At 48.5% G+C, this 13,858-nt stretch carries 14 protein-coding genes; all 14 read left to right on the top strand.

Annotation, left to right across the window (positions count from 1 at the left end; translation table 11 throughout):
- The 14 genes from QZ176_RS02290 to QZ176_RS02225 all read left to right on the top strand — a co-directional run bounded on the left by QZ176_RS02290 (position 1) and on the right by QZ176_RS02225 (position 13,852).
- Positions 1-735: a UDP-2,3-diacylglucosamine diphosphatase gene (locus tag QZ176_RS02290; RefSeq protein WP_295150951.1), complete on the top strand. Its 735-nt coding sequence runs from the start codon at positions 1-3 to the stop codon at positions 733-735.
- A 31-nt stretch (positions 736-766) separates the two neighbouring features.
- The gene (gene serB, locus QZ176_RS02285; RefSeq protein WP_295150949.1) at positions 767-1,390 is read left to right on the top strand and encodes a phosphoserine phosphatase SerB; all 624 of its coding nucleotides are present in this window, start codon (positions 767-769) and stop codon (positions 1,388-1,390) included.
- Positions 1,383-2,390 carry a transaldolase gene (locus QZ176_RS02280; RefSeq protein WP_295150947.1) on the top strand — a complete coding sequence of 336 codons (1,008 nt, stop codon included), beginning with the start codon at positions 1,383-1,385 and terminating at the stop codon, positions 2,388-2,390. Before serB ends, QZ176_RS02280 begins: the two co-directional genes overlap by 8 nt.
- Positions 2,390-3,607, top strand: a complete 1,218-nt coding sequence (locus QZ176_RS02275; RefSeq protein WP_177388521.1) for a PilT/PilU family type 4a pilus ATPase — start codon at positions 2,390-2,392, stop codon at positions 3,605-3,607. Before QZ176_RS02280 ends, QZ176_RS02275 begins: the two co-directional genes overlap by 1 nt.
- Positions 3,608-3,856: 249 nt before the next feature.
- Positions 3,857-4,393: a 50S ribosomal protein L25/general stress protein Ctc gene (locus tag QZ176_RS02270; RefSeq protein ID WP_177388523.1), complete on the top strand. Its 537-nt coding sequence runs from the start codon at positions 3,857-3,859 to the stop codon at positions 4,391-4,393.
- An 8-nt stretch (positions 4,394-4,401) separates the two neighbouring features.
- Complete coding sequence (gene pth / locus QZ176_RS02265; protein WP_295150946.1) at positions 4,402-4,959, top strand: aminoacyl-tRNA hydrolase; 558 nt, start codon at positions 4,402-4,404, stop codon at positions 4,957-4,959.
- Positions 4,956-6,002, top strand: coding sequence for an LptF/LptG family permease (locus tag QZ176_RS02260; protein WP_295150945.1), 1,047 nt, complete (start codon positions 4,956-4,958; stop codon positions 6,000-6,002). The genes pth and QZ176_RS02260 overlap by 4 nt, the downstream gene beginning before the upstream one ends.
- A gap of 45 nt (positions 6,003-6,047) precedes the next feature.
- Complete coding sequence (gene lysA / locus QZ176_RS02255) at positions 6,048-7,481, top strand: diaminopimelate decarboxylase (protein ID WP_295150943.1); 1,434 nt, start codon at positions 6,048-6,050, stop codon at positions 7,479-7,481.
- Positions 7,478-7,918, top strand: coding sequence for a hypothetical protein (locus QZ176_RS02250; RefSeq protein ID WP_295150942.1), 441 nt, complete (start codon positions 7,478-7,480; stop codon positions 7,916-7,918). The genes lysA and QZ176_RS02250 overlap by 4 nt, the downstream gene beginning before the upstream one ends.
- Positions 7,902-8,978, top strand: a complete 1,077-nt coding sequence (gene pheA, locus QZ176_RS02245) for a prephenate dehydratase (RefSeq protein ID WP_295150941.1) — start codon at positions 7,902-7,904, stop codon at positions 8,976-8,978. Before QZ176_RS02250 ends, pheA begins: the two co-directional genes overlap by 17 nt.
- Entirely contained in the window at positions 8,978-10,087 is a 1,110-nt protein-coding gene (gene hisC / locus QZ176_RS02240) for a histidinol-phosphate transaminase (RefSeq protein WP_295150939.1), read from the top strand. The genes pheA and hisC overlap by 1 nt, the downstream gene beginning before the upstream one ends.
- Positions 10,077-11,909, top strand: coding sequence for a 1-deoxy-D-xylulose-5-phosphate synthase (gene dxs, locus QZ176_RS02235; protein ID WP_295150938.1), 1,833 nt, complete (start codon positions 10,077-10,079; stop codon positions 11,907-11,909). Before hisC ends, dxs begins: the two co-directional genes overlap by 11 nt.
- Before the next feature lie 65 nt (positions 11,910-11,974).
- Positions 11,975-12,385 carry a Fur family transcriptional regulator gene (locus QZ176_RS02230; RefSeq protein ID WP_005869540.1) on the top strand — a complete coding sequence of 137 codons (411 nt, stop codon included), beginning with the start codon at positions 11,975-11,977 and terminating at the stop codon, positions 12,383-12,385.
- 48 nt (positions 12,386-12,433) lie between these two features.
- Entirely contained in the window at positions 12,434-13,852 is a 1,419-nt protein-coding gene (locus QZ176_RS02225) for a CHAD domain-containing protein (protein WP_295150937.1), read from the top strand.
- Positions 13,853-13,858 lie beyond the last annotated feature (6 nt).

The following is a 13,858-nucleotide window of genomic DNA, read 5'->3' as shown; positions in this document are numbered from 1 at the left end:
ATGCAAAATGATCAAATTCAGACGATAAAACCGGGCACAATCTTTATCGGCGATGCGCACGCGGGCGCGAGCAGACCGCAATTTTTGAAATTCTTGCACGCGCTGTGTTCTGCACAAAGCTTGCCGCCTCAAATTTTTATGATGGGCGATATGTTTGATTTTTTGGCAAACACGACCTACGTGCAGCGCTTCTACGAAGAGGAGATCGCGCTAATAAACGAGCTGTCGCGAAAATGCGAAATTTTTTACTTCGAGGGCAACCACGATTTTAATCTGCGCGAAATTTTCCCCCGCGCAAAAGTTTATCCAAACGCCGCGCAGCCAGTGAAATTTATCTGCGAGAGCGGCGAAGCGGTGCAGATCGCGCACGGCGATCTGTTTTTGCCGCGCCTGACGCAGTTTGCTCTGCTTTCGCTACGAAATAGAGCTTTTTTAAAATTTATGGACCTGCTCGATCGCGCTTTAAAATTTAAAATTTCAAAGATGATCTTAAAATCGCAGGAGGGGAAAAACCTCTACAAAAAAATGCCAAATTTTAAGGATATAATCGCGCCGAAGATCGATTTTTACGCGGCAAATTTGATCATCGAAGGCCACTATCATCAAGATGAAATTTTATATTTCGGCGAGAAAAAATATATAAATTTATGCTCGTTCGGGGCTGGGAGCAAAATTTACGAGGTCGCAAAAAGCGAAAAATTTATGCTAATTCCAAAAAACTTAAACTTAAATTAGCTATAATTCCTAAATTTTTGCGAGGATATTTATGATAAAGCTTTGTGTTTTCGACTTTGATTCTACGCTGATGGACGGCGAGACGATAGGTTTTTTCGCCGCTAAAATGGGCACGCAGCGACAAGTTAGCGAAATTACGAAGCGGGCGATGGCGGGCGAGCTTGATTTTTTCGAGAGTCTTAGCGAGCGCGTGGCGCTAATAAAGGGCATGAGGCTTAGCGATGCCAAAGCTATCGCGGAGAGCTTGCCTTTTGTTTGCGGCGCTAGCGAGATCATCGCGTATTTAAAGGACAAAGGCATAAAGGTGATCGTCTTTAGCGGCGGATTTCATCTCGCTACCGACGCCGCGCAAAAAAAACTAGGCTTTGATGCGAGCTTTGCGAACTATCTGCATGAAAAGGGCGGAATTTTAACCGGGCTTTTCGGCGGCGAGATGATGTTTGGATACTCAAAAGGCGTCCTGCTTGCACAGCTTAAATCGCTGATGGGTTTAAAAGCAAGCGAAGTAATGTGCGTGGGAGACGGCGCGAACGACGTTTCGATGTTTCGCGAGGCGGGACTTAAAATCGCCTTTTGCGCGAATGAAATTTTAAAAGAACACGCGAGCGTCTGCATTGAAAAAAAGGATTTGAAGGAGATTATGAAATATGTATGATAAAGTCCTAAATTTCAGCCTTTGGTGCGACTTTTTGGAGCGCGATTTTATCGATAAAGATTTCGACGAGCTGATCAAAAAGGGGATAATTAACGGCGCGACTTCCAATCCTGTGATCTTTAAAAACGCAATCCTAAGCTCCTCTGCATACGATGCGGCTAAAGAGGAATTTAGAAAAAAAGAGCCTAAAAAGCTGTATGAAATTTTAGCCACTGCGGACATCAGAAGTGCGGCGGAGAGCCTGCTTAAAAATTTTATTAACGGCGATGACGGCTTTGTAAGTATCGAGGTCGATCCATATTTCGCAGATGACGCCGAGGCGATGTATCGCGAAGGCAAACACCTATACGGCACGATCGGCATGCCAAACGTAATGATAAAAATCCCCGCAACCAAGGCGGGCTACGAAGCGATGCGCGATCTGCTAAAAAAGGGGATCAGCGTAAATGCAACCTTAGTTTTTTCGCCGGAGCAGACCGCAAAATGTATCGAGGCGATAAAAGAGGGTATCGCGGGCTTTCGCCGCTACTTCCCGAAAGCAAATTTACCAAAAACCGTAATTAGCATCTTCATTAGCCGCTTCGATAGGTTACTGGATGAAAAAATGGCCGCGGCGGGCCTCCCTACCGGCAAAATCGGCACGATGAACGCTTCAAAATGCTACAATATCATCGCTAAAGAAAATTTAAACTACGTAAAGCCGCTGTTTGCGAGCACGGGCGTAAAAGGAGACGATCTGCCAAAGGATTACTACGTAAGCGAGCTGATGTATCCGGGCTGCGTAAACACCGCGCCGCTTGAGACGATAGAGGCTTTTATAAGCGGCGATCAAAAGCCCAAAATGCCGCCTAGCGACGCGCAGATAGAGGAATTTTTCGCTCACGTAGCGGATGCGAAGATCGATATGAAAAAGGCGTATAAAAAGCTGCTGGATGACGGACTAGCGGCTTTTGAAGAGGCATTTAAAGAGATAATAAAAACACTTAAAAAGGAGAAATGATGGCGGGTTCTATAGATTATTCGCAGTATCAAGTTGACGCTTCTACGCTGGATTTTAAGCAGCGAGATAGGCTAAATAAATATTTGGAATTTCTAATCCAAAACGGCGGTAGTGACCTTCATATAAAATCTGGCGCGGTTATCAGAGGTCGTATCCACGGCGAGCTAGTAAAATTTAGCAAGACGCCATTTTTGAAAGAAGACGCGATGACGCTGGCTAAGGAGCTTCTCATCACGCGCTTTCCTGAGCTTATCGAGAAAAAGAGCGTGGATTTTACCTACAAGCTAAACGAAGATTATCGCTTCCGCGTTAATATTTTCTTTCAAATCGACGGTATCAGCGCGGTTTTCCGAACGATCCCGGTTAAAATTCCAGAGATCGACGATTTAGGGTTACCGCCCTCGATCAAAGATATTTGCGACACGGCTATGCGCGGCGTCGTGCTACTTACGGGACCTACGGGAAGCGGAAAGACGACAACGATCGCAAGCATGATCAATCGCATAAATAGACAAAGAACCAGTCACGTCGTTACGATCGAAGACCCCGTAGAGTTCGTTTTCAAAGACGATAAATGCATCATCAATCAGCGCGCTATCGGTGAGGACTGCAATAACTTCGCCGATTCGCTTCGCGCCGCGCTGCGAGAGGATCCAGACGTTATATTTGTGGGCGAGATGCGCGATTTAGAGACGATCGAGACCGCGCTTCACGCCGCAGAAACGGGCCACCTCGTCTTTTCGACGGTGCACACTATTGACGCAAAAGAGACGGTAAACCGAATCATTGCGATGTTCGAGCAAGCCGAGCAGGAGCGTATCCGAATGACGTTAGCATCCGTCTTAGAGGCGGTCATCTCTCAGCGCCTTGCCCGTACTATCGAGGGCAAGCGCGTAGCCGTCGTTGAAATTCTACGCAAAAACACCCGTATTAAGGATATGATACTTGATGCGCGCGACGATGAAATTCCTGACGCGATTGCCGACGGTCGCAACACATACGGCATGCAGACCTTCGATCAGCACCTGCTCGATCTTTACAGAGACGGCATTATTACTCGCGAAGAGGCGCTGGACAAGGCCTCTAAAAGAAATGACCTCGATCTGCAGATCAAAAATGTCGATCTTGCCAAAAAAAGGGATTTGGCGGCTGAATCCGGGGAGAGCGCCGAGGAGATGCTCGCCGGCGAAGTCGTACAGCTAAAAGAGATCCGCTAAGTCGTAAATTTTAAAATTCTAAAATTTTGCGATTTAAAATTTTAAAGAATTCTGCCTGCCGCCGCGCGGGCGGAATTCTATTCGCTTGCTCGTGCATATACGAGTATGTCTTGAGTTCGCAGGATTTAGCGTAAATTTAATCGGCTAAATTCCGTGCGGCTTTACTTCTAAATTTCATCGTGGCGCTTAAATAGATTTAAAGCAACATTTAGCTATTATCACGCTTCATTTTTTCACAAAGGAAACCTAATGTTAGAAGGTATCGTTAGAGATAGTATCGGTAAAAGGGCTTCAAAATCCCTAAAACGAGATGGTTATCTAATCGCTAATATTTATGCGAAAGGATTTGAAAATATTAACGCAGCGTTTAAAGTAAACGACTTTATCAAAGCTATGCGCGCGAAAGAGGATCTTCCTTTCGAGGTTAGCGTGGGCGGTAAGACATATCGCGTTATAGTGCAAGAATACCAAAAGCACCCCGTCACAAATACCCTAACTCACGTAGATTTGCGAGTAGTTCAGGATGACGTCGTAAGCAAATATTTAGTGCCGGTTAAGGTAACTGGCGTCGCTAAAGGGCTAAAAAACAAAGGTATTTTGGTGCAATCCAAGCGCCGTATAGCCGTAAAATGCGCAGGCAAAGATCTACCAAACGATTTTACGCTCGATGTGAGCGATCTTGACGTAGGCGATTCGCTTTTGATCCGAGACATTCCGGTAAAAGAGGGCGTCAGCATCATCCTAGACGGCTCAGTAGCGGTAGTCGGAGTCACTTCGGCTAAATAGGGGCGCCTATGATACTGATCGCAGGACTTGGGAATCCTGCTCAGAAATACGCAGATACCAGACACAACGTCGGTTTTATGCTAATCGACGAAATTTTAAAGACGGGCGGCTTTAGCGAGCTCAGCTCGTCTAAATTCCAAGGCGAGCTTTTTAAAAAGGGCTCGCTTCTTCTTTTAAAACCCCAAACTTTTATGAACTTAAGCGGCAACTCCGTAAAGGCGGTGAATGATTTTTATAAGCCCGAGCGCATCATTGTGGTGCACGACGATATAGATTTGGATCTAGGCGCCGTTAAATTTAAAAAAGGCGGCAGTAGCGGCGGGCACAACGGCATTAAATCGATCGACGCGCTAATCGGTGCAGATTACGAGCGCGTGCGTATCGGCGTGGGCAAAAAACAGCAAGGGCAGGATGCGGCAAATTTCGTGCTCGGAAATTTTAATGAAAGCGAGCGCGAGAAGCTGAGTGAAATTTTACCCTATGTCGCGCGCGCGGTAGAGGAGCTCATTTGCTCGGATATAGAGCAGGTCGCGCAAAAATTTACGATTAAAAAGGCTAGGGCGTGAAGTTATACGTAAAATACGCGGCTCTTTCCTATCTGAAGTATTTTTTTATCCTTCTAATAGCCCTTGAGTGCTTTTACGTAGGCATCGATGTGCTTACCAATCTCAAAGATTTTCCCTCAAGCGCGAATACCGCTCTTTTGTATATCGCTCTAACCGCGGCAGTCGCGCTTAGCTACACGCTGCCGCTAAGTCTTATTTTTGCGCTTATTTTGATGGGCTTTAATATGATCCGTAGCAACGAGCTGGTGAGCTTTTATGCGCTTGGGGTTAGCAAAAACGCGCTGATAATCCCTCCATTTTTGATCGCACTTGCGATTACTGTGGGCTTTATAGCTTTAAATTCTACCCCGTTTGCATACGCGTTAAAATTTCAAAAGAATTTAACCGATTTATCGCCTACGGGAGGAGATATGTTTTTGAAATTTGAGGGTAAATATATTTACATCAAAGCCCTAAACGGCAAAAACGCAAATGATATAACGATCTTTGATATGGGTGATAACTCCGTTGTTTCGCGCTCGCACGCAAGCTCTGGTGAATACGCAGGTAAAATTTGGCATCTGCGCGACGTAAATACCACTACTTTACCAGCGCAGCTTAAACTTGGAGGAAGTGGATTAAGAAGTGAGTTTAGCGCGCAGAGCGAGGCGCTTAAGGGCTTTGATCCAAGCTCAATTGCAAGCGTTTATGATACGAGTAATGTATATTCGATCAGGGATGCTTTGCGTTCGATCCGCACCTTTTCGCATCAAGGCGTGAATATCTCCACTATAAAAGCAAGCCTTTATAATATGATATTTTTTCCATTATTTGCGCCTTTAGCGGTATTGGTGCTGTATTATTACCTGCCCGTTACGGGACGATTTTTTAATCTCGCGCTGCTAAGCTTTGGATTTTTTATCGCTACGTTATGCGCTTGGGGCGTGCTTTTTGTGTTGATTAGGTTTTCTCTCAACGGCGTCATCATCCCAGAACTTGGCATTATCGTGCCCGTAACAGCGTTATTAGGCTTTGCAGCATTTTTGGTTTTTAAGCATCGTTAAGCCTTGATTTGTTAGAATGGCGCAAAATTTATCGGTGGAAATTCTATGGATTATTCAAGCTTAGCCCGCAAATACGGCACCCCTTTATACGTTTACGATTTTAACGAGATACAAAAGAATTTCATAGCGCTCAAAGAGGCCTTCGCAGCGCGCAAGTCGCTCGTCTGCTTCGCGATTAAAGCAAGCTCGAATTTAAGTATTTTAAAATTTCTATCGGATCTGGGTAGCGGCTTTGACTGCGTCAGCATCGGCGAGCTGCGCCGCGCTCTGTATATCGGCGCAAAGAGCTATAAGATCATATTCTCGGGCGTCGGCAAGCAAGACAGCGAGCTCGAGTTTGCGCTAAAGTCGGACATCTTGCTGATAAATTTAGAAAGCGAAGCCGAGATGCTGCGCCTGGAGCAAATCGCGCAAAATCTAAATAAACCCGCTCGCATAAGCATCCGCGTAAATCCGAACGTTGATGCTAAGACCCACCCCTACATCTCCACGGGGCTAAATGAGAACAAATTCGGCGTCAGTATCGAGACCGCGCGCAAGATGTATATCTACGCCAAAAAGAGCAAATTTTTAAATCCCGTCGGTATCCACTTTCACATCGGCAGCCAGCTCACGGACATCTCTCCGATCTGCGACGCCGCAAAGATCGTAAGCGAGCTGCTGCGCGAGCTGCGAGCCCTTGAGATCGATATAAAATTTTTCGACGTGGGCGGCGGCATCGGCATCCGCTACGAGGATGAAAAGCAGATCGTGCTCTACGACTACGCGCAAGGAATTTTAAAGAGCCTAAGCGGTCTAGACGTCACGATCGTGTGCGAGCCCGGGCGCTTCATCACGGGAGCTTCGGGCGTTCTCCTTACCCGCGTGCTTTATGAAAAACAAAACTGCGGCAAGCGCTTCGTCATCGTTGACGGCGCGATGAACGATCTCATACGCCCGAGCCTCTACGGCGCGCACCATAAAATCGAGCTTGTAAGCGAGCGCAATTCCGCCTGCGAAAGCTGCGCGAGCCAAAGCGACACCGAGAATTCTACGGCACAGAATTCCACGTATAGCAAAGCTTTCGGTATCGAGGCTAAGTCCGCTTCAGAGGATTTCGCACCGCAGAATTCCACGCCGCAAAACGGCGTTTCACAAAGCTTGCAAGGAAATTTTGCGCCACAGAATTCCTCTAATCTAAGCTCCGCCGTGGATAATTCTGCGCCGCAAAGCTCCGCAGAGAACTTAAGCCCCTGCGACGTCGTGGGCCCGATATGCGAAAGCGGCGACTTCCTAGCCAAAGGAGTGAGCCTTCCTAGCCTGCAAAGCGGCGATCTGCTAGCGATCAAGAGCGCCGGCGCCTACGGCTTTTCGATGTCGAGCAACTATAATACCCGCTGCCGTGCCGCCGAGGTCGCGGTTTACGACGGACAGGACCGCCTGATTAGAAAGCGCGAGAGCTTTGATGAGCTAATCGCGCTCGAAAAGGATCTCGTATGATCAGCGCGGCGAGCCGTCTAAAACGCGGCGCAATCTTAAATTTCAAATCCGAGCGCGCAGCGGCTTTAAATTTTAACGCAGCAGCAAGCACGGTCTTAAATTTTAAACGCACCGCCGCTTTAAATTCCGAGCCTAAATGCGTCCCTGCTTTAAATTTTAAATCCGAACAAAATGCGCCTCTAAATTTTACAGTAAAACAAAGCCCCGTTTTAAATTTTAACCGCGCCTCTTTAAATTTAAGATCTCGCTGCGACGGATTTTATCGCGCCTTCTTAGCGTGCGGAAGTTGTGGCGCAGCTGTCCTAAGCGATGAAATTTTAAGTTCGCGAGGTCAAAATTTCAAAGCGTGCAGCAAAAGAAGCGGCGTGAAATTTCTAAAATTTGCGCCGAAATTTGAGGGCGAGCAAAAGGAGAGTTGTGATGCAAAACATCGATGATCTGCGCGTTTGTATCGACAAGCTGGATGATGAAATTTTGCGCCTTATCGACGAGCGCATGGGGTTTGTCAAAAAGATCGGCGAGCTGAAGCAGACCGCGGGCAGCGCGATCTACCGCCCGGAGCGCGAGCGCTCGATCATCAGCAGGCTGGACGGCGGAAAGGCGCGGAATTTAAGCAAAGAGGCGATCGAGGCGATATTTTTTGAAATTTTCTCGGTTTCGCGAAATTTAGAAAAGCCGCAGATCGTCGCGTTTTTGGGGCCTTTCGGCACCTATTCGCACCAAGCCGCCAAGAGCCGCTTCGGCGCGGTAAGCTCCTATCTGCCGCTCTCAAACATCGAGGCGGTCTTTAAGGAGCTTGATAGCGGCGAGGCCAAATACGGCGTCGTGCCGATCGAAAACAACACCGAAGGCGCGGTGGGGGCGACCCTTGATTGCTTGCGAAAATACGAAGGCGTTAAGATCGTCGCCGAAATTTATATGGATATCCACCACTGCTTTGCGAGCCATTGCGACGACGTAAGCACGGTGGATCAGATATTCTCGCATCCGCAAGGATACAATCAGTGCCTTAAATTTTTAGACGACCACGGCCTTAGCAGCGTTAAATTTACCGCGACCAAATCTACCGCGCTTGCGGCGCAGATGGCAGCTGCCACGCCGCACTCCGCCGCGATCTGCTCCAAGATCGCCGCCGATCTTTACGGCGTGCCGATGATGTTTCAAAAGATCGAGGACAACTCCGCCAATCGTACGCGCTTTTTCGTGCTGAGCGACTTTAAAAACCAAAAGAGCGACCGCAACAAAACGAGCATCCTAGCCAAAACCGACGACCGTCCGGGCGGGCTCGTGGACTTTTTGCAGATGTTTCGCAACGAGGGTATAAATTTAACCAAATTAGAAAGCCGCCCTGTTAAGCTTAGGGATTTTAAATGCATCTTTTATGTCGATTTTGAGGGACATATCGACGACGAACGCGTGGCGCGCGTGCTGCAAAACGCGCAGAAAAACGGCCACGAAATCACATGGCTGGGGAGCTATATAAACGGAGGGGCGTGATGAAATTTAACGAATTTGTAGAAAATCTAAGCAATTACGAAGCGGGCAAGCCGATCGAGCTTGTGGTGCGGGAGTTTGGTATCCGCAAGCAGGACGTGCTAAAGCTTGCCAGCAATGAAAACCCCTTCGGCACGAGCGAGGCGGTGCAGGAGGCGATCGCGCAAAATGCCGCCTGTGCGCATCTTTACCCCGATGATTCGATGTATGAGTTAAAGGGCGCGCTCGCCTCTAAATTCGGCGTAGAGCCGCAAAATATCATCATCGGCGCGGGCAGCGATCAGATCATCGAGTTTGCGCTGCACGCCAAGCTCAATTCGCGCCGCGCGATACTGCAAGCGGGCGTTACCTTTGCGATGTACGGCATCTACGCAAGCCACTGCGAGGCTAAAGTTTATAAAACGAGCGCGCAGGAGCACGACCTAGCCGAACTTTTAAAAATTTATAACGCGCACAGGGATGAAATTTCGGTCATCTTTTTGTGCGTGCCGAACAATCCGCTTGGCGAGTGCTTGGATGCGGAGGCGGTGTATGAGTTCGCTCGCAGCGTGGATGAGGACACGCTTTTAGTGATCGATGCCGCATACAACGAATTTGCGGCGTTTAAAGATGAACGCAAAAAGCTCGATCCTAAGCTCTTAATTCAAAATTTTAAAAACGTGCTCTATCTGGGCACCTTCTCAAAGGTCTACGGCCTAGGCGGCATGCGCGTAGGCTACGGCATCGCGCCGCGGCAAATCATAAGCGCGCTTTATAAGCTGCGACCGCCCTTTAACATCACGACGCTAAGCCTCGCAGCAGCAATTGCGGCGCTAAAAGACGAGGCTTTCGTGCAAAAAAGCCTGCAAAACAACGCCGCGCAGATGAGCCGCTTCGAGGATTTTGCGCGCGAGCGAAATTTGGAATTTATCCCTAGCTACGCAAATTTCATCACGTTCAAACTTAGCCCGCCGCTAGATAGTAGCGAGCTTTGCGAGCAGCTTCTGCGCCGCGGCATCATCATTCGAAATTTAAAAAGCTACGGGCTAAACGCCGTGCGCATCACGATCGGCACGCCCGAGCAAAACGATCGCGTCTTGGGCGCTCTGGGAGAGATTTTGAGTGGATATTAAGAATAAAAGCCTAGAGGAGCTACGGGAGCTTTGCACGCAGATCAGAGCGCGCATAATCGAAGTCGTGAGCAAAAACGGCGGCCATTTAAGCTCAAACATGGGCGCAGTCGAGCTCATCGTGGCGATGCACTACGTATTTGACGCTGCGAGCGATCCGTTTATCTTCGACGTAAGCCACCAAAGCTACGCACACAAGCTTCTAACGGACCGCTGGGATGAGTTCGGCTCGCTTAGGCAGTTCGGCGGTATCAGCGGCTACACGAAGCCTAGCGAGAGTAAATTTGACTACTTCGTGGCGGGGCACGCCTCGACGTCGATCTCTTTAGCCGTGGGCGCGGCAAAAGCAATAAGCCTAAAGCGCGAAAATCGCGTGCCGGTCGTACTCATCGGCGACGGCTCGATGAGCGGCGGCATGACTTATGAGGCGATGAACGAGCTAGGCGATCTGCGCTTGCCCTGCATCATAATCCTAAACGATAACAAAATGAGCATCAGCAAGCCGATCGGCGCCTTTAGCAAATACTTAAGCCAAGCGATGGCGGGCGAGACATATCAAAAATTTAAATCCCACGTAAGAGAGCTGCTCTCTCACGCTCCGCAAAGCGCGACGTATATGGCAAAGCGCTTTGAAAATTCCTTAAAGCTCATTATCCCTGGGATGTATTTTGAGGAGCTGGGGCTCGAATACATAGGCCCGGTGGACGGCCACAACCTAGCCGATCTTATATCGGCGCTAAAGACGGCAAAAAGCGCGCGTAAGCCCGTCGTCGTGCACACTCAAACGATCAAAGGCAAGGGCTATGACAAGGCCGAGGGCTATTTGGAGAGCTGGCACGGCGTAGGGCCTTTCGACATTCAAAGCGGAGAATTTAAGAAAAAATCCGCCGCCAAAAGCGCCACGCAAATTTACGCTGAGGCGCTTTTAAATTTAGCCGCCAAGCATGAAAACGTCGTGGGCGTAACCGCCGCGATGCCGAGCGGCACCGGCATGGATAAGCTGATCGAGAAATTTCCCCGCCGCTTCTGGGACGTCGCGATCGCCGAACCTCACGCGCTAAGCTCTATGGCTGCGATGGCGCGCGAAGGCTTTAAGCCGTACGTTACGATATATTCGACCTTTATGCAGCGCGCGTTCGATCAGATCGTCCATGACGCGGCGATTATGAATCTAAGCTTAGTCCTTGCGATGGATCGCGCGGGCATCGTGGGCGAGGACGGCGAGACGCACGAGGGGGTCTTTGACGTGAGCTTCTTAAACGCGATTCCGAACGTCAGTATGTGCGCGCCGCGAGATGAGGCTAGCTTTAAACGGATCATCGAGTACTCCTACGCGCATGAAGGGGTTTTGGCGATCCGCTATCCGCGCGGAAGCTTTATCTTGGGCTGCGACGAGACCGGTGCATCTGCGGTAGAGCTTGCAAAATCGGTGTTTCTAAAGCGCAGCGATAGCGCGCGAGTGGCGCTCATCGGCTACGGAAACGGCGCGGGCAGAGCGTATAAAACGGCTGAAGCGCTGGAGGGGCAGATCGAGACGGACATCGTAGATCTAGTCTTTGCAAAGCCTTTGGACGCCGAGTTTTTGCGAAGCTTGGCTCGCAAAGATAAAATTTGGTACGTCTTTAGCGACAATGCCAAAAAGGGCGGTATTGGTGAAATTTTAAGCGCATTTTTGCAAGAAAATGAAATTTCGGACGTAAAGATCGTAAGCTTCGAGTTTGCTGATATCTTTTTACCGCACGGCAAGACCGCCGACGTGGAGCGCAGCTTGGGCTTAGATATCCAAACTCTAACCGAGCGAATATTAAGTGATAAAAAGTATTAGTTAATATCAACTTTGTTTAAAGTAAAATTTGATAATATCACTTTAAAATTTTTTGAAGGACAAAAATGAGCCACGTAGAACTACTAAAAACCTGCGGTTTGAAAGCAACTCCACAAAGATTGTGCATCCTAAAGGTGCTGGATCGCCACGAACATCCAAGCATAGATGACCTATACGAGGGGATCAAAGAGGACTATCCATCCATTTCGCTAGCGACGGTTTATAAAAATTTAAACACCCTACTCGACGAAGGTGTCGTAGTCGAGGTGAACGCACCGAATAAAAAGAGCCGCTACGACATTTATCAGATGCCGCACATTCACGTCGTATGCGAAAAATGCGGCAATGTCACGGATCTTTTCATGGACGATGCCTTTAATAAGGACGTTTTGAAAAACATCGAGCGCAAAGCGGGCAATTTCATCCGCAAGCTAAATATCACGGCTACGGTCGAAGACTGCGAAAAGTGTAGATAGTTTAAAGAATTTTCTGCTATTATTACCCACTTTATTTTTGGAGCGGGTATGCAAACTAAGCGTAAATTTTTATTGAGCGACGATTCGATTCTGCGGACGCTAGAGCGTGCGGGGCTGAAATGTCGCAAGGTAAAGATCGCTTGGTTTTATACTTCGTTCTACCCCGAAATTTACTACATCCGCCAAAACGACGAATGCTCTTTGCACCACAAAAAAGAGGATCTCGACAGACAAACTCTAAATTTTAAAATTTCAAAAGATGATTTCAAAGAGGCTTTAAAAAGCAGGGTAGCCCGCGTCGTGCAAAAGAACCGCTACGGCTTTGCTAACGATGAGGCGGAGTTTTGGTTAGAGCTTTACGGCGGCGAGCTAAGCACGCTCGCGATTTTACGAGCGAAATTTCAAAACGAGGCGGCAAGCGCAAATTTTGATTTTGCAAAAACCTTCGGTAGCAGCGATTTTTGCGAGATCACCGACGATTATCGCTACAAAAGCCGCTATCTGGCGCGCTACGGCATCCCGCCGCGATCTCTTGATTTCGCGCACGCCCGCAGCGTTTTTGAAAAATTTAGCCGAGTTAAATTTTTCGCGCCGCCCTATGCGGACAGCGTTAAGCTCGCGCGTTTGGCGCTTGAGCTGGCATGGACGAGGGCGTGCGGCGCAAAAAGCGAGTATCAAAAAAGCCTAGCCCCCGAAGCGCTTCACGAGCTGCGCGTGCAGATCCGTAAATTTAGAGCCGTTTTGAAGCTATCCGCGCCGCTTTTCGAAGCTGAAAAAAAGGATGAAATTTTAAAACTGCTTGCAGAATTTATGAGCCGCACCAATCAGCTGCGAGACCTTCACGTTTTTGCGGAGTTTTTGAAGGCCGACGACGCGCCTGCGAGCTTTTTGCAGCAGCTAAATCTTATCGCAAAGCGCTCGGAGGATAAAATTTTAGAATTTCTCTATAGCGCGGAATTTACAGACTTAAACGGCGCTATTAGCGGATTTTTAAACGGCGCGGACGGCATCTACGCGCGTAGCGAATATGAAAAAATTTCAAAAAAGTTCGCCTCCGCCCGCCTTTGCAAGCTGATTAAAAGCTTGCGCGCGGAGCTAAAAAATTTAAAGCAAGGCTCGCTGCTGCAGGCATTTCACGACGCGCGCATAGGGCTAAAGAGGCTACGATACGCGCTTGAAATTTTTGCAAGAAGCTTTGATGAAGGCTGCGTCAGAGATCTGTTTAAGCGCACCAAGGCTGCCTGCGAGGATTTCGGCGCGCTGCAAGATATCAGCGTGTGGCAAAATTTCATCGCGATCTATCAAAAAGCAAGCGATAAAAGCGGCGTCGCGTTTGCGTATCTGCTGGCTCTGGACGCCCGTTTAAACGACCGCCGCGCCGAGCTGGAGAAAAAAATTTTAAATGAAAAAGAGCCTCTTTTGCGCGCGCTGAAAAGATCGCTGCGCAAAATCAAAGCATATGAATAAGGAAAG

The sequence above is a fragment of the uncultured Campylobacter sp. genome (assembly GCF_905373215.1).
Lineage (GTDB): Bacteria > Campylobacterota > Campylobacteria > Campylobacterales > Campylobacteraceae > Campylobacter_B.
The sequence above is the reverse complement of the archived record's forward strand: the minus strand, read 5'-3'. Positions and strand labels throughout refer to the sequence as shown.